This window comes from Streptomyces sp. NPDC020379 (assembly GCF_044387105.1).
GTDB lineage: Bacteria > Actinomycetota > Actinomycetes > Streptomycetales > Streptomycetaceae > Streptomyces.
Genome location: NZ_JBIRVR010000007.1, coordinates 38,553 through 53,313, shown reverse-complemented (window position 1 = coordinate 53,313; position 14,761 = coordinate 38,553). Strand labels below are relative to the sequence as shown.

General features: G+C 74.4%; 12 protein-coding genes and 1 pseudogene. 8 read left to right on the top strand and 5 right to left on the bottom strand.

Annotation, left to right across the window (positions count from 1 at the left end; translation table 11 throughout):
- The first annotated feature begins 5 nt into the window (after positions 1–5).
- Positions 6–998 (top strand): hypothetical protein, encoded by a 993-nt coding sequence (locus ACH427_RS11535; protein ID WP_398869231.1) that lies wholly within the window; start codon positions 6–8, stop codon positions 996–998.
- A gap of 73 nt (positions 999–1,071) precedes the next feature.
- Entirely contained in the window at positions 1,072–2,130 is a 1,059-nt protein-coding gene (locus tag ACH427_RS11530) for an aldo/keto reductase (protein WP_398869230.1), read from the top strand.
- Between the two features lie 8 nt (positions 2,131–2,138).
- On the opposite strand, the gene ACH427_RS11525 is transcribed toward ACH427_RS11530, so the two are convergent.
- On the bottom strand, positions 2,139–3,173 hold the full coding sequence (locus ACH427_RS11525; protein WP_398869229.1) for an Lrp/AsnC family transcriptional regulator: 1,035 nt from the start codon (positions 3,171–3,173) through the stop codon (positions 2,139–2,141).
- 150 nt (positions 3,174–3,323) lie between these two features.
- Here ACH427_RS11525 and ACH427_RS11520 point away from each other — a divergent pair, with 150 nt between their 5' ends.
- Both ACH427_RS11520 and ACH427_RS11515 read left to right on the top strand, forming a co-directional pair.
- Positions 3,324–4,910, top strand: coding sequence for an MFS transporter (locus ACH427_RS11520; protein ID WP_398869228.1), 1,587 nt, complete (start codon positions 3,324–3,326; stop codon positions 4,908–4,910).
- A gap of 109 nt (positions 4,911–5,019) precedes the next feature.
- Entirely contained in the window at positions 5,020–5,709 is a 690-nt protein-coding gene (locus tag ACH427_RS11515) for an alpha/beta hydrolase (RefSeq protein ID WP_398869227.1), read from the top strand.
- A gap of 3 nt (positions 5,710–5,712) precedes the next feature.
- On the opposite strand, the pseudogene ACH427_RS11510 reads toward ACH427_RS11515, so the two are convergent.
- Positions 5,713–5,928 (bottom strand): annotated as a pseudogene (locus ACH427_RS11510) (nuclear transport factor 2 family protein); the annotation flags it as partial.
- A gap of 71 nt (positions 5,929–5,999) precedes the next feature.
- Between ACH427_RS11510 and ACH427_RS11505 the strand changes: the two are divergent.
- The 3 genes from ACH427_RS11505 to ACH427_RS11495 all read left to right on the top strand — a co-directional run bounded on the left by ACH427_RS11505 (position 6,000) and on the right by ACH427_RS11495 (position 11,322).
- On the top strand, positions 6,000–6,773 hold the full coding sequence (locus tag ACH427_RS11505) for a nucleotidyltransferase domain-containing protein (protein ID WP_398869226.1): 774 nt from the start codon (positions 6,000–6,002) through the stop codon (positions 6,771–6,773).
- A 653-nt stretch (positions 6,774–7,426) separates the two neighbouring features.
- Entirely contained in the window at positions 7,427–8,536 is a 1,110-nt protein-coding gene (locus ACH427_RS11500; RefSeq protein ID WP_398869225.1) for a S1 family peptidase, read from the top strand.
- A 302-nt stretch (positions 8,537–8,838) separates the two neighbouring features.
- A complete protein-coding gene (locus ACH427_RS11495; RefSeq protein WP_398869224.1) occupies positions 8,839–11,322 on the top strand; it encodes a KR domain-containing protein in 2,484 nt (827 codons plus the stop codon).
- Between the two features lie 18 nt (positions 11,323–11,340).
- On the opposite strand, the gene ACH427_RS11490 is transcribed toward ACH427_RS11495, so the two are convergent.
- The 3 genes from ACH427_RS11490 to ACH427_RS11480 all read right to left on the bottom strand — a co-directional run bounded on the left by ACH427_RS11490 (position 11,341) and on the right by ACH427_RS11480 (position 13,472).
- Positions 11,341–12,246, bottom strand: a complete 906-nt coding sequence (locus tag ACH427_RS11490) for a DMT family transporter (RefSeq protein ID WP_398869223.1) — start codon at positions 12,244–12,246, stop codon at positions 11,341–11,343.
- Between the two features lie 115 nt (positions 12,247–12,361).
- The gene (locus tag ACH427_RS11485) at positions 12,362–12,838 is read right to left on the bottom strand and encodes a luciferase family protein (protein ID WP_398869222.1); all 477 of its coding nucleotides are present in this window, start codon (positions 12,836–12,838) and stop codon (positions 12,362–12,364) included.
- A 106-nt stretch (positions 12,839–12,944) separates the two neighbouring features.
- Positions 12,945–13,472, bottom strand: a complete 528-nt coding sequence (locus tag ACH427_RS11480) for a GNAT family N-acetyltransferase (RefSeq protein WP_398869221.1) — start codon at positions 13,470–13,472, stop codon at positions 12,945–12,947.
- Between the two features lie 81 nt (positions 13,473–13,553).
- Between ACH427_RS11480 and ACH427_RS11475 the strand changes: the two genes are divergently transcribed.
- Positions 13,554–14,729: an MFS transporter gene (locus tag ACH427_RS11475; RefSeq protein ID WP_398869220.1), complete on the top strand. Its 1,176-nt coding sequence runs from the start codon at positions 13,554–13,556 to the stop codon at positions 14,727–14,729.
- Positions 14,730–14,761 lie beyond the last annotated feature (32 nt).

Below are 14,761 nucleotides of genomic sequence, written 5' to 3'. Positions count from 1 at the left end.
CGGCCGTGCCCAGCGAGATCGAACCCATGGCCGGCCGTACGGGCGTGAGCCGCCGGACCCTGCTGTCCGGCGCCGCCGGTCTCGTGGTCGGCGCGTCCGGCTGCTCGTCCGGGAAGAAGAGCGGGGGCGGCGGTTCCGGCTCCGCGTCACCGGGAGGCACCGCGCTGCCCCACGCCACGCCGTGGCGGCCGAACGCGTCGGACATCCAGCCGGACGTGAAACTGCGCGCCGCCCAGCTCGTCGAGGCGCTCGGCACCTGGCGGCCCGGCGGCGGGGGCGCGGCGAAGGCCCGGGAGCGGACCACGGCGCTCGGTCTGTCCGCCGCGCTCGCCGAGCAGGCGGGCCCCCTGCTGACGGCGGCGGACGAATCCGTCACGCGGGTCGTCGACGCGCAGTACGGCGGGATCCTGGCGGACACGGCGAGCGTGCTCGTGGTCTGCCGTCAGTGGACGCGTACGGGAGGCGGCCCCGTCAGGCCCGGCGGTACGACGGTCGACGTGCGGCTCTCCCGCGCCCGGCCGCGCTGGTCGGTCACCGCGCTCCACCCGGCCGCCCCCGGCCCGGCCGCGTCCTCGCTGTCCGACGAGGCGCGCCGCGTGCTCGGCGACACCCGCATCAGCCTGCCGCCCGCGGCCGAGGCGGACATCCGCGGCGGTGGTGTGCACGCCAGTGTGCTCACCGCGCTTCTCCGACTGGCGGGCGGCTACCGCATGGAGGTCACGGTCCTGAGGTCGGGCCACCCCCTTGACGTCTTCGGCACCGACCGGCCCAGCGACCATCCGCCGGGCCGCGCCGTCGACGTCTGGCGGATCGACGGCAAGGCCGTGGTCGATCCGGCGACACCGCGCGCGCTGACCGAGTCCTTCATGCGGGACGCCGCGGCGGCCGGTTCGTACAACGTCGGCGGGCCGCTGCCGCTGGCGGGCGGGGCCACGGCGAACCAGTTCTTCTCCGACGACACCCACCACGACCACGTGCACATCGGCTTCGACAGGTGACGCTTGCGCTGGAGTGTGCTCCAGCTCGTAGCGTCTGCCGCCCAAGGACATCGACCCGATCGAAGGGGATCTCGTGCGATACACACTGTTCGGCAGGACCGGCCTGCGGGTGAGCGAGCTGAGCCTCGGCGCCATGACCATCGGTGAGGACTGGGGGTGGGGCGCCTCGAAGGAGACGAGCGGCCGCATCCTCGACGCCTACGCGGACGCGGGCGGCAACTTCGTCGACACGGCCGACATCTACACCGACGGCAGCTCGGAGACGATCCTCGGCGAACTCCTCGAAGGGCGCCGGGAGGAATTCGTCCTGGCCACCAAGTACACCGGCGCGACGCGCAAGGGCGATGTCAACTCCGCGGGCAACCACCGCAAGAACCTCGTGCAGTCGGTCGAGGCGAGCCTGAAGCGGCTGCGCACCGACCGCGTCGACGTGCTGTGGGTGCACGCGCGGGACAACTTCACCCCGGTCGAGGAGGTCATGCGGGCCCTCGACGACCTCGTGCGGGCCGGGAAGGTGCTCTACGTCGGGGTCTCCGACTGGCCCGCGTGGGAGATCGCGCAGGCCAATACGCTGGCGGAGCTGCGGGGCTGGACCTCCTTCGCGGGCTCGCAGCTGTACTACAACCTGCTGGAGCGGACCCCGGAGCGCGAACTGCTCCCGCAGGCCCGGGCCTTCGACCAGGCCGTGCTCGCCTGGGGCCCGCTCGCGGGCGGCAAGCTCACCGGGAAGTACCGCCGCGGCGAGCCGGGCCGTCTGGTCACCGAGCCCAGGGGCTACGCCGGGCCGGCCAACGAGGACGAGGTGATCACCGCGGTGCTGGAGGTCGCCGAGCAGGGCGGCTGGAGCCCCGCCCAGGTGGCGCTGGCGTGGCTCCTGGGCCGGCCCGGCAACATCGTCCCGATCATCGCCGCGACGAAGGAGAGCCAGCTCGCCGACAACCTCGCCGCCACGCGGGTGGAGCTGGACGCGGACGCCGTCCGGCGGCTCGACGAGGTGAGCGCGGTGCCGCTGGGCTTCCCCCACGCCTTCCTCCGCGAGGAGGGCACCCAGGAGACCGTCTACGGCGACCGCCGCCAAGCCATCGTGGACCGGCGCTCGACGTACCGCCGCACGGCGACCGACATCCGGTAGCGGCTTCCTCAACGGGCCGACGGCGCCCGGCCGGTGGGGAGATAGGGGCCGGGGCCCTTCAGGGTGCGGTGGATGGGGGCGGTCGCCGTGTGACGCAGGCCCGGCAGGGCGGCCACCGATTCGGTGAGGTAGCGGTAGAAGAGCTGGGCGGACGTGACGTCGATGCTGGCGTAGAGGTTGGCCGTGCCGGTCACGGCGGCGGCGAAGGCCACCTCGGGGTGTCCGGCCAGCACCGCCCCCGCCTCGGCGAGGCGGGACGGGTCGATCTCCAGCCACAGGGCGGCCCGGAAGTTCCGGTGCATGACGTCCGGGTGGTAATCGACGTCGAAGTACAGCACGCCGGCCGATCTCAGCTCGGTGATGCGGCGGCGCACGGTCGAGGGGGACAGGCCCGTCGCGGCCGCCAGTTCGGCGGGCGCCGCCCGGCCGTCCCGGGCCAGCAGGTCGAGCAGGTGCCGGTCGCCGTCGTCCAAGGCCACCGGAGCGGCGGCGCCGGTGGCGGGCCCCGGCACGGCCGGGGGTGTGAGCGCCGCGACCTGCGCGGCCGTCAGCGGCCCGCTCTTGTTGATCGCGCTGAGGTCCTGGCCGAAGAAGATGTGCAGGAGGCAGTGCGCCGAGACGTCCACCACCTGGGGAGTGCGCGGCAGCTTCTGCAGGAGCATCGGTTCCTCCAGGCCGGGGCCGCGCGTGCGCATCGAGCAGGAGATCTCCGTGCCGCCGGAGCTGAGGCTGACCCAGCTGGTGTCCGTACGCCGCGCCATCGCCTCCCCGATGGAGACGGCGGCGTCGGGCGTGCACCGGACGCGGATGATCCAGGGGGAGTCCCCCAACCGCAGCGGATCCGTCAGGCCCAGGACCCGGAGCCTGCCCGTGGACCGCAGCCGTGACCAGCGGCGGGCCGCGGTCTGGTCGGACACCCCGAGGGCGTCCGCGAGCTCCCGGAACGAGGCCCGCCCGTTGATCTGCAGGGCGTGGGCGAGCGCCAGGTCCTCCTCCGACAGATCACGGTCGACGCGGCCGGGGATGTCGAGATACGTCTTCATGGCGCCCCATCATGTCGGATCTGCGCGGAACAGCGGCGATGGCTCATGGAATCACCCGTGGCGTCCCACACTCGCCGGAGGGATCGCGCCGAGACCATGAGCTCGCTTCCGGTCCCGGACATCCAGCCCGATCCGAACGGAGAACCTGACATGCGCAAGTGGTGGCCGCTGACGGCGGTCTGCCTTGGCGCCTTCATCCTGCTGGTCGACGTGACCATCGTGAACGTCGCGCTGCCCAGCATGGCTGACGACCTCGATGCCTCCTTCACCTCGCTGCAATGGGTGATCGACGGCTATGCCCTGGCGCTCGCCGCCCTCCTCCTGGCCTCCGGCTCCCTCGCGGACCGCTTCGGCCACCGGCGGTGCTACGTCTACGGCCTGGGGCTCTTCGCCCTGGCCTCGCTCGTGTGCGGCCTGGCGCCCGACGCGGGCGTGCTGATCGCCGCCCGCGTGGTGCAGGGTGCCGGAGGCGCCGCCATGTTCGCCACGGCCCCCGCGCTCCTGCTCACCTCCTACCAGGGCAGGGACCGGGGTACGGCCTTCGGCGTGTGGGGCGCGGCCAACGGCGCCGCCGCCGCGGCGGGGCCCCTGCTCGGCGGCCTGCTCACCGAGCAGATCAGCTGGCCCACGATCTTCTGGGTCAACCTGCCGGTCGCCGCCGTCGCCATCGCCATGACGCTGCGCGTGGTCCGCGCCGACCAGCCGCGCGAGCCGTCCGGCAGCGGCGCGCCGGCCCGTATCGACGTCCCCGGCGCGACCGCCTTCACCGTCGCCGCGGCCACCCTCACCTACGGACTCATCCGCGGCGGGGACGCGGGGTGGGCCTCGGCCGAGATCCTGGCGGCCTTCGCCGTCACCGTCCTGGCGCTCGCGGCCTTCGTGGTGATCGAGCACCGCGCGGCGCGGCGCGGTGGTGTCCCGATGCTGGACCTGGCGCTGCTGCGGCGCCCGTCGTTCGCGGGCCTGATGAGCGGTGCGCTGCTGCTCCAGGGCAGCGCCTTCGGCTGTCTGGTGCTGGTGTCCCTGTGGCTGCAGTCCGTCCTGGGCCTCGGCCCGGTCGCGGCGGGCCTCGCCCTGACGCCGCTGGCAGGGGCGTCGTTCCTCGTCTCCGCGGTGGCCGGGCGGCACATCCAGCGGCTCGCACCGCGGCTGCCGATCGGCGTCGGGCTGCTGTTCGTCGCGGCGGGCATGCTGTCGCTGCGCGCCGGCATGACGGCCGACGCGGGGCGGGCCTCCCTCATAGGGGGACTCGTGGTCACCGGGATCGGCGTGGGCCTGGCCACGCCGGTGCTGGTCTCGGCCGCCACCTCCACCGTGCCGCCGCGGCGGGCGGGGATGGCCGGCGGGGCGGTCAACACCTTCCGCCAGCTGGGCATGACGCTGGCCATCGCCGTCCTCGGTGCGGTCTTCACCAGCCGGACGGCCACCGCGCTCGCCGGGTCCGGGACGGTCCCGGACGCCGACAAGAGCGCCGCCGCGCTGGCCGCCGGGCAGGCGCGGCACGTGCTGGACGCGGCACCCCCGGCCCACCGGGACGCGGCCCGGCACGTGGTGCACCAGGCGTTCGCCGCGGGGCTCGACCGGGTCTTCCTCCTGTCGTCCCTCGCGGCGGCGCTCGGCGGGCTGATCGTGCTGGCTCTGGTGCGGCCGCCGAACCGGACGGCCGCCCCGGGCGGCGACGCGCCGGCCGGGCCGGCGCGGCGTCCCCGGCGGGACTCGGTGTCCTCGGCGATGTGACGTCCTCAGCGATGTGCGGCGGTCGGGGCGGGGGCGGCGCGTGTGGCGCCACGGCCCGCCCCGACCGCAGACTTGCCCTACACCTCGTCAGATCGTAAGGAGCACCGCCATGTCCGCCACGGCAGCCCGCCCGACGTTCCTCCTGGTCCACGGAGCCTGGCACCGGTCCACGTGCTGGGCGGCTCTGCGGGCTGCCCTCGCCGCGGACGGCCTGCGGTCCCGCACGGTCGACCTGCCCAGCGCGGGCCCGCAAGGCACGCCCACCGCCGGTGTGTACGACGACGCTGAGGCGATATCCGCCCAACTACGGCAGATCGACGGCCCTGTCGTCCTCGTCGCCCACTCCTACGGCGGCATCCCGGCCGCCCAGGCGGTCACCGAAGGGTCAAACGTCGTCCACGCCGTCTATCTCGCGGCCTACATGCCGACGGAGGGGGAGTCCCTCCACGGCATCCACGGCCGCGACACCACCGGACCCGAGGATCTCAGCGGCACCTCTCCCGTCTTCTTCGACCCCCGCACGGCGCTGTACGGCGACATGCCCGAGGAGGAGGCCGAGCGCGCCATCGGGCAGCTCGTCGAGCAGAGCCTGCGGTCGTTCCAGCAGCGGGTGACCCGGGCGGCGTGGCGCACCGTGCCCTCCACGTACGTGATCTGCGCACGCGACCGGGCCCTTCCGCCCGCCCTCCAGGAAAAGATGTCCACCCGTGCCACCCACGTGGAACGCCTCACCACCGGCCACTCCCCTTTCCTCTCCGCCCCGAGGGAACTGGCCGCGCTGCTGGGCAAGTTCGGCTGAGGCTCACCCCAACTGGTCGCACCAGCGGCCCTGGACCATCGTCTGGAACGCCCGGGAGCCGTCGCGCCTGAACAGGATGTCCGCGTAGCGGAGCCGCCGGGTGTGTCCCTGGGCAGTCATCACCGGACCCGTGAAGACCACGGCGATCGCGGGGCCGAGGAAGACGGGGGTGCGGGTGGACTCGAAGGCGATGTCCTCGGCGCCGTCCCCCATCACCCGCCCCACGATCTCGGCGAACCGCCCGGGAAAAGCAGCGGCGCCGGGAGGGAGGTCCGTCTACGCTCGCCCCCATGCCCACGCTCGATGACGCGACGTTTCCGGCCCATATCACCACGCGCCTCGCCGCGTTGCCCCACGTGGAGGCCGTGGCCCTGGGAGGGTCGCGGGCCGGCGGGACGCATGGGCCCGACAGTGACTGGGACTTCGCCGTCTATTACCGCGGGGCGTTCGACGTGGCGGGGGTCCGGGCTCTCGGGTGGCCCGGGGAGGTGTCCGGGATCGGGGAGTGGGGCGGGGGAGTGTTCAACGGGGGTGCCTGGCTGGACGTCGACGGGCGGCGCGTCGATGTGCACTACCGGGACCTGGACGACGTCGAGTTCCAGCTCGCGGAGGCGCGCGAGGGGCGCTTCCGGGTCGAGAAGCTGATGTTCCACCTGGCCGGCATCCCGACCTACCTCGTCGTCGCCGAACTGGCCGTCAACCGCGTGCTCCACGGTGAGCTCCCGCGCCCCGGCTATCCCGGAGCGCTGCGGCGCCACGCGCCCCAGCGCTGGTCCAACGACGCCCGGCACACGCTCGCCTACGCCCGCGCGGCCCACGCCGGACGCGGGCATCTCGCCGACTGCGCCGGAGCGATCGCCACCGCCGCCTGCCAGGCGGCACACGCGGTGCTGGCGGCTCGCGGCCAGTGGGTCACCAACGAGAAGACGCTGGTGGATCAGGCCGGGCTCCGGCACATCGACAGAGTCCTCGGCGGCCTGACCCCCCAGCCGCGGGCGCTGAGCACCGCGATCGACGAGGCCGCGGCCCTGCTGGAGGAAGCGGTCGCGGCGGCACGCGCGTGACGACCGTTTCCACGAGCCGGCCGGGTCCGGTGCCGGGGAGCATCTCCGGCAGCGGGCCGGTCATGGTGAGGCGGAGGGCGAGCGCGGTGTGCGCGCCCTCGACAGCGGCGTGCCGGCCCGGACGTCCAGCCGCATACGGTGACGCGCGGTCGGCTGCTCCGATCGGCCGAAGCCGCGTACGCCACCCGCATGGCCGTCAGCCGCGGTCACCCACACGGCTGTAGCCGGTCGGGAAGGCTCCGGTGGCGGGCCCCCGCGTGCCCTACCGTTCGTACGGGCCGGACGCGCGGGAGAGGCGGACCGGGACGGAGTCTGTAATGCTGAAGCCGTTCCATCCCGCTCCCGATCTTCGAGGAAGCCCATGAGCAGTGGCGTGAACGGCGGACGGGGGGACGCGCGGCCCGGATCCGTTCACGCGCAGGGAGCGACACCCGGCACCTCCGGTGACAGCTGCCCCGTACGGCCCGTACGGGGGAGCACATGAGTGAGCGTGCAACGCCAAGTACGCCTTGTACACGCCCTCTTGGGGTCGGGATACTCGACAAGAAGTTGGCATGGACGCGGCTTTTGTCAAGAGGGCCGGCGGCCATGCCTCAGCCCTTCGGGCCCTGAGTGCCCCACCACCGGGTCCGTCCCCCCACTGGAGGTGTCAGTTGAAGCCTTCCCGGATTCGTGCGCGTGCCGCCCTGGCCGCCAGCGCGACGGCCGCGCTCGCGGCCGTGACCCTCGCGCCGCAGAGCGCCGGGGCGCAGGGCGCGGCGGCTCCTCGTCAGCTCACCGCGGTCTCGGCCGGACAGCTGGCCCGGACGCTCCTCGGCCGACTGAAGGGGCAGGACGCGGGGGCGTATTACGACGAGGGCTCGCACAGACTCGTCGTCGACGTCGTGGACCGGGCTGCGGAGAGCGTGGTCCGCGCGGCGGGCGCCGAGCCCAGGCTCGTGACGTACTCCCAGGCCGAACTCGACTCCACGAAGGCGGCGTTGGACGCCACGCCCGCGATCCCCGGCACCACCTGGGGGCCGGATCCGCGGACGAACCGGGTCGTCGTCACCGCCGACCCCACGGTCACGGGAACGAAGCTGGCCCGGCTCAAGAAGACCGTCGGCTCCTTCGGTGACACCGTGCTCATGCGGAGAACGGCCACGAAGCTCACCCGGTTCATCGCGGGCGGCGACGCCATCTGGGGCCGCGATTTCTCCGCCCGCTGCTCCGTCGGCTTCAACGTCAAGCGGCCCGGCAAGCCGGACGGCTTCCTCACCGCGGGGCACTGCGGCAACGTGATCAAGAGCTGGGCCGAGAAGCAGGGCGGCCCCGAGACCGCGAAGACCGTCGACTCGAAGTTCCCCGGCACCGACTTCTCCCTCGCGGAATACACCGCCACCGTCGGCCACCCGAGCGCCGTGAACCTCTACAACGGCCAGTCGCTGACCGTCAACGGGGCCCGCGACGCGGTCGTGGGCGACAAGGTCGGCCGCAGCGGCTCCACCACGAACGTCCACTACGGCACCGTCACCGCGGTCAACCAGACGGTGAACTACCAGGAAGGGCAGGTCACCGGCCTGGTCAAGACCGACGTCTGCGCCCAGCCGGGCGACAGCGGCGGCGCCTTCTTCGCGTACGACCCGCAGAAGCCGACGGCCAGTGCGCCCGCCCTGGGCATCACCTCCGGCGGCGACGGCGACTGCATGATGGGCGGGACCACCTTCTTCCAGCCGGTGGTGGCGGCCCTCAACGCGTACGGCGCGTCGGTCGGCGGCGGTTGACGGGCGCTCCCCGCGTGCGGCACGAGCCGGTCCCCGGACGCACCTCCACGGTGTCCGGGGGCCGGCTCGTGCCGCACGCGGCCTTGCGTCCGTACCGCCGGGCCGACTCCTCGCCCACGGGGCCGCGCGGGTGGCCGGGGAATCCCCGGCGTCCACGGGCTGACCTCCGGGGCCGTGCACCGGCGGTGGTTTACAGGGGCGCACCGGCCGTCCGCCGTTATGGGAAGAACATCACGAATGCTGGATGCGGAAGTGGGGATGCTCTTTTCTCAAGTTCAGCGATGACGTGAGGGAGCTCCCAAGTGGCCGCTCGGCATTCCACGCCCTTCTCGCGGCCCGACGCCGCCGGCACCGGCCTCACCGCTGACGCGTCCCCGGACGCCGGGCCGCCGCTTTCCCCCGGGAGCCGGCAGGCGCGGGGCCTGATCGGACAGCGGCGTGGCGCCGCGCGGGAGACGCTCCCGGAGCGCTTCTTCGAGATCGCCTGGCACGAGCAGCCGCTGCCCGCAGGGCGGGAGCCCGTGCCCCTGGCCGACGTCCGCTGGCTCGTCGCCGACCTCGGCTCGGGCGGCGCTCTCGCCACGGAGCTCGCCGGAGCCCTCACCGCCGCCGGGGCGCGGTGCGAGCTCCTCACCCCCGAGCACCTCACCGCGGCCGCCTGCGCGGGCGCCGGTGGCCTCGCGCTGTGCGCCGACCCGGCCGCCGGGCCCGACCTGTCACCGGGACTGTCGCTGCGGCTCGTGCAGAACACCCTGGCCGTCGTACGCACACCCGCACCCTGCCCCGTATGGCTGCTCACCCGGGGCGCCAGGGCCGTGTCGCCGGGCGACGCGGGGCACCCGGACGCCGCCGCCCTGGGCGGCTTCGCGCGCGTGGTCACGCGGGAGTGCCCCGGTCTGCGCCTGACCCAGGCCGACGCCGATCCGGCCGCCGGGGCCGAGCAGTTGCTCCCCGAACTGGCCGCCGGACCGGCGGGCGAGGAGGTGGCCTGGCGCGGCGGCGTCCGCTACGTGGCCCGGCTGGTCCCCGCCCCGCCGGCACCCGGTGGGCAGACGTGGCCGGTCCCGGAGCCGGTCGCGTACGGGGAGGATGTCTTCAGGCTACGGCCCGGTGGCGACGGCACCCTCGACGGCCTCCGCCTGGTGCGGGAGGAGCGCCGGGCGCCCGGCCCCGGCCGGGTGGAGGTCCGAGTGAGCGCCGCGAGCCTGAACCTCCGGGACGTCATGAACGCCCTCGGCCTGCTGCCGGCCGGGAGCGAGCGGCGAGAGCTGGGCAGCGACTTCGCCGGTACGGTCACCGCGGTCGGGCCGGACGTCGAAGAGTTCGGGCCGGGCGACCGGGTGGTGGGGATCGGGGACGGAACGGCCGGATCGTTCGTCGTCACCCCCGCGACCCTGCTCCGCGCGCTCCCGGACGGGATGACGGCGGCACAGGCCGCGGCTCTCCCGACCGCGTATCTCACCGCCTGGTATGCCCTGTGCCATCCGGCGCGGCTCGCTCCCGGACGGAGCGTGCTCGTGCACGCGGCGACGGGCGGGGCCGGTCTGGCCGCCGTCGCCCTGGCCCGCCGCTGCGGCGCCCTGGTGCTCGCCACGGCGGGCAGCGAGAAGAAGCGGCGGTGGCTGCGTGACCTCGGCGTCGAGCACGTCATGGACTCCCGCACCCTCGCCTTCGTGGACGACGTCCGCCGGATCACCGGCGGCCGTGGGGTGGACGCCGTGCTCAGCTCCCTCACCGGAGCGGCCCGCCGGGCCGGACCCGGCCTCCTCGCGCCCGGCGGGCACTTCGTCGAGCTCGGCGACCAGGACGTCACCCCGCTGCCCAGGCTCAAGGACGGCGTCACGACCAGCCGCGTGCTGCTCGACGAGATGCTCGAGGAGCACCCGGACTTCATGGCCGCGCGGCTGGGGTCGATCCTGGACGACGTGGCGGCGGACCGGCTGCCGATGCTCCCGTACCGCGAATTCCCGCTGGAACAGGCCGTGGAGGCCATGCGTGCCATGGCCGCGGCCGAGCACATCGGCCGACTGGTCCTCACCGTGCCGACCAGCGGCACGGCCCGGGCCCTGCCGCCGCGCGGCAGTTCACCCCTCGTCCGCCCCGGCGCTTCGTACATCATCTCCGGCGGCCTGCGCGGGCTGGGCCTGGAGGCCGCCGAATGGCTGGCCCGGCACGGTGCCGGACGGATCGTCCTCGGCGGGCGCTCACATCCGCGGCCGGAGGCGGCTGCCCGGCTCGACCGCGTACGGGCGGCCGGGACCGAGATCCGCATCGTGCTCGGCGACATCGCCGCCGACCGCACCGCCGGACGCCTCGTGGCCGCGGCGGTCGACGGCGGCCGACGGCCGGCGGGAGTGCTGCACACCGCCGGTGTGCCCGACGACGGCCTCGCCTCCGGGCTCACCGACGAGCGTGTCGGGAACGTGTGGCGGCCCAAGGCGGAGGGCGCCTGGCGGCTGCACCTCGCCACACTCGACCACCGGCCCGACTGGTGGGTGGCCTTCTCCTCCGCCGCCACCCTGGCCGGTACCCCCGGTCAGGCCGCCGGCGCCGCGGCCGACGCGTGGCTCGACGCCTTCGCGGCCTGGCGCCGGGCCCGGGGACTTCCCGCCCTCAGCGTGAGCTGGGGCCCGTGGCGGTGCGGCGGCGCGGTACGGCGCGTCACCGATGAGGCATACGCGGCCATCGGCGTCGACGAGGGCTTCCGGGCGCTCGAACAACTGCTGACTCACGGCCGCACCTGGACGGGCGTGTTCCGCCTGGACGAGGGGGCCGCTCGGTCATGACCGGGGGCGCGGGGGCGTTCAGCGGCGCACCGCGTCGGCACGCTGTCCGGGCAGGGCCCCCGCCCCGGTGAGTTCGCGTGCAAGGGACGACCGGCTGAGCAGGATGAGCCCGGTGAGGATCAGCGCCACGCCGGCCAGTTCGGCCACCGTCCACCAGCCGCCGCGGATCCGCTCCCTGTAGAGGGCCACGCCCAGCGCCACGCTCGTACCGGCGTCGCCCAGGGTCAGGGCCGGCTGGGAGAAGACCAGGGAGCCGGACTGGAGGGCGTTCTGCAGCAGGAAGAGCGCGGTCACGCCCGTCGCCGCGAATCCGTACGTCTGCCAGGCGGAGAAGAAGCCGCCGGCGCCCGCCGCGTCCCAGCGCAGCACCGCGGTCTTGAGCAGGGCCGCCGTCAGCGCGTAGCAGATCGCGGCGGCCATCGCGAGGCAGGAGGCCCGGACGGGACCGGGGGCCCGCGCCGCCGCCACGGCGATCAGAGCCGCGGTCACGGCCAGACAGCAGGCCAGGACCAGCGGCCAGCGGCCCGGGGGAACGGCCGTGTGCCCGGCGCCCGGCGCGGCCGCCCACAGCGCGATGCCGAGCCCCGCCGTGATGCACGCCGCCGCCCGCCACACCTCGGCGGGCAGTCGCCGGCGCAGGATCACCCCGGCGAGCAGCAGCGCCGAGGGCAGTTCCAGCACGAACACCGGCTGCACGACCGACAGCGGCCCGTAGCTCAGCGCCAGCGCCTGGAAGCAGGCCGCCGCGACGACGGTCGCGATGCCCGCCAGCCAGACCCGCTGCCGGGCCAGCCGGGCGATCAGGGTCCACCGCAGGCCCTCCTCCACGGGCACCCGGCCGGCGGCCTTGCGCTGCAACACCGTGGCCAGCGCGTTGCAGGTGGTGGTGAGCAACGCGAACAGCACAGCCGCCACCGTGTTCACGGGCCGCCTCCCGGTGCCGGAATCCCCGCCCGCAGCGGGCCTGCGGACACCGACCATCCTGCGGCCGACGCCGCGTCAGGACCGCCGCCGACACACGTGAGCGGGCCCGTTCGCCTCAGGCCGACGGGCGCAGCCGGGGCACCGGCCGCCCGCCCGCGGCCTTCCGTACGGACCCGAGGAGCGCCGCGAGGAGCGGTGGCGCGGCCTCCGCCACGACCGGCTCCCTCGGCACGAGCAGGACGCGGTGTCCGTTGCAGGGCTGCGCGGCCGGATGCGGCCAGGTGTCGACAAGTGCCTTGAGCGCGAGGCTGACCAGGGCGAGCAGGAGCTCCACGTCCGCGTCGCACTCCAGGAGGACGGTGACCCACGCCGCTCCGGGATACGGCCGGATGGCGCTGCTCTGCCGGAGGACGGGCAGCAAATCCGCCAGGACGGCACGGGTGAGGTGGAGGTCGGCCTCCCGTCCGGAGTGGAAGTGCACCACCTCGGACTCCGCTGTGAGCAAGGCGTCGCCGACGCGACAACTGGGTCTGCCTCGCGCGAGGTCCGGCCAGGTCTCCAGCTGGGCCATGGCACGGTGAGCCGCGGTCATACCCCCATCCTCGCGCGCGCACTGACGGGCGAACACCCCGTGGGACGCGTTCCGGGCATTCATACCGGGGCTTGAGGAACCGCCCCGGACCGCAGCCGCTCCCTCCTCAGGCCCCTGGACGGGCCGGGACCTCGAAGACGAGCTCCAGGCCGTCCTCCTCGTCCCACTGCTCCCCGGTCTCGGTGAAGCCGAAGCCCGCGATCGTGGCCAGGGAGGCCGTGTTGCCGGGGCTGATCGTCGCTCGCACGGTGGCGACCGTGGGTTCGGCCGCTGCCCGGCGGAGGAGCTCGGTCAGGGTGGCGCGGGCGTAGCCTCGGCGGCGGAAAGCGGGAGCGATCGAGTAGCCGATCTCGACCGTGCCCGCCTCGTCGGGCGGGCCGTGGAAGCCCGCGTGGCCGACGACGAGGCCCCCGTCGCCGACGACCGCCTGCCGCGCCATCCACCGCGCGCGGCCGGGGTCGGCGGCCATCTGGCCGAGCCGGTACCGCCACAGCCACCGTGCTCTGTCGGTCAGGAAATAGTCGCTCAGCGCGACACCGGCGATGGTGCCGGCCGCGGCCAGGTCTCCGCCGAGCAGAGCGGACATCGCCTCGCCGGACAGCTCGACGAAGCGGATGCGGGGTTCATCGGTCATCCGTGGATGTTCGCCGACCGGGCCGGAGGCGTCCAACGATTTCGAGGTGAGAGTTGCCCGCCGCGTCGTTAATTTGGAGCCATGACTGCCCGAGGCCGGTATCTCGCGGCCGCCGGGGTGTTCGCGGTCGGGATGGCGGGGACCACGCTGCCGACGCCGCTGTACGGGCTCTACCGGGAGCGGATCGGCTTCTCCGAGCTGATGGTGACGGTCGTCTTCGCGGTCTACGCGCTCGGTGTGATCGCCGCGCTGCTCGTCGCCGGTGACTTCTCCGACGTCCTGGGGCGGCGCCCGGTGCTGCTGGCCGCTCTGGTGCTGTCGCTGATGAGCGCGGTGTGCTTCCTGTGCGAGGACGGGCTGCCGCTGCTGTTCGCGGGGCGGCTGCTCTCGGGTTTCTCCGCCGGGCTGCTCAGCGGGACCGCGACGGCCGCCGTGCTGGAGCTGGCGCCCCCGGAGTCGCGCGGGCGGGCGGGGTTCGCCGCCACGGCCGCCAACATGGGCGGCCTGGGCTGCGGTCCGCTGCTGGCGGGGACCTTGGCGCAGTACGCGCCGTGGCCGCTCCGGCTGCCCTTCCTCGCCCACATCGGCCTGCTTCTGGCGGCCCTCGCCGTCACCTGGGGACTGCCGGAGACCGTGGCGCGCCGTACTCCCCGGCCGCCGCTCCGCCCTCAGGGCATGGCCGTGCCCGAGGAGGCGCGCGGGGCGTTCGTGCCGGCGGGGCTGGTGGCGTTCGCCGGCTTCTCGCTGATGGGGCTGTTCACCGCGGTGGCGCCCAGCTTCGTCGCCCAGACCCTGGGGGTGCGCAACCTGGCGGTCACCGGCGCGGTCGTCTTCTCGGTGTTCTGCGCCTCCACGGCGGGCCAGTTCCTGATGGGCCGGATGGGCGTCCGGCGCGCGCTGCCCGCCGGCTGCCTGGTGCTGACGTGCGGAATGGCGCTGGTGGGGGCCTCTCTCCTGGGGGAGTCCCTGCCGGTGCTGATCGTGGGCGCGGTCGTCGGGGGCCTGGGCCAGGGCCTGGGCTTCCGCGCGGCCATGGTGAGCGTGAGCGAGGTCGCCCCGGATCAGCACCGCGGCGCGACGATCTCGGCCTTCTTCGTCGTCGCCTACGTCGGCATCTCGCTGCCGGTGGTCGGGGTCGGTGCCCTCACCCTCGCGCTGGGGCTGCGCGGGGCGGGCCTGGTCTTCGCGGGCTGCGTGATCCTGCTGTCGGCCGGGGTGGGCGTCTTCCTGCTGCGCGGGCCCCCGCGGACGGGCTGACGGAAAAGCACGGTGGCGCAGGCTTCGAGAGC

What these genes read in the sequence shown, in the direction of transcription:
- ACH427_RS11525 (WP_398869229.1), bottom strand. Translation starts at nt 3,173, where the DNA reads ATGAAGACGTATCTCGACATCCCCGGCCGCGTCGACCGTGATCTGTCG.
- ACH427_RS11520 (WP_398869228.1), top strand. Translation starts at nt 3,324, where the DNA reads ATGCGCAAGTGGTGGCCGCTGACGGCGGTCTGCCTTGGCGCCTTCATC.
- ACH427_RS11485 (WP_398869222.1), bottom strand. Translation starts at nt 12,838, where the DNA reads ATGACCGCGGCTCACCGTGCCATGGCCCAGCTGGAGACCTGGCCGGAC.
- ACH427_RS11475 (WP_398869220.1), top strand. Translation starts at nt 13,554, where the DNA reads ATGACTGCCCGAGGCCGGTATCTCGCGGCCGCCGGGGTGTTCGCGGTC.
- ACH427_RS11515 (WP_398869227.1), top strand. Translation starts at nt 5,020, where the DNA reads ATGTCCGCCACGGCAGCCCGCCCGACGTTCCTCCTGGTCCACGGAGCC.
- ACH427_RS11505 (WP_398869226.1), top strand. Translation starts at nt 6,000, where the DNA reads ATGCCCACGCTCGATGACGCGACGTTTCCGGCCCATATCACCACGCGC.
- ACH427_RS11480 (WP_398869221.1), bottom strand. Translation starts at nt 13,472, where the DNA reads ATGACCGATGAACCCCGCATCCGCTTCGTCGAGCTGTCCGGCGAGGCG.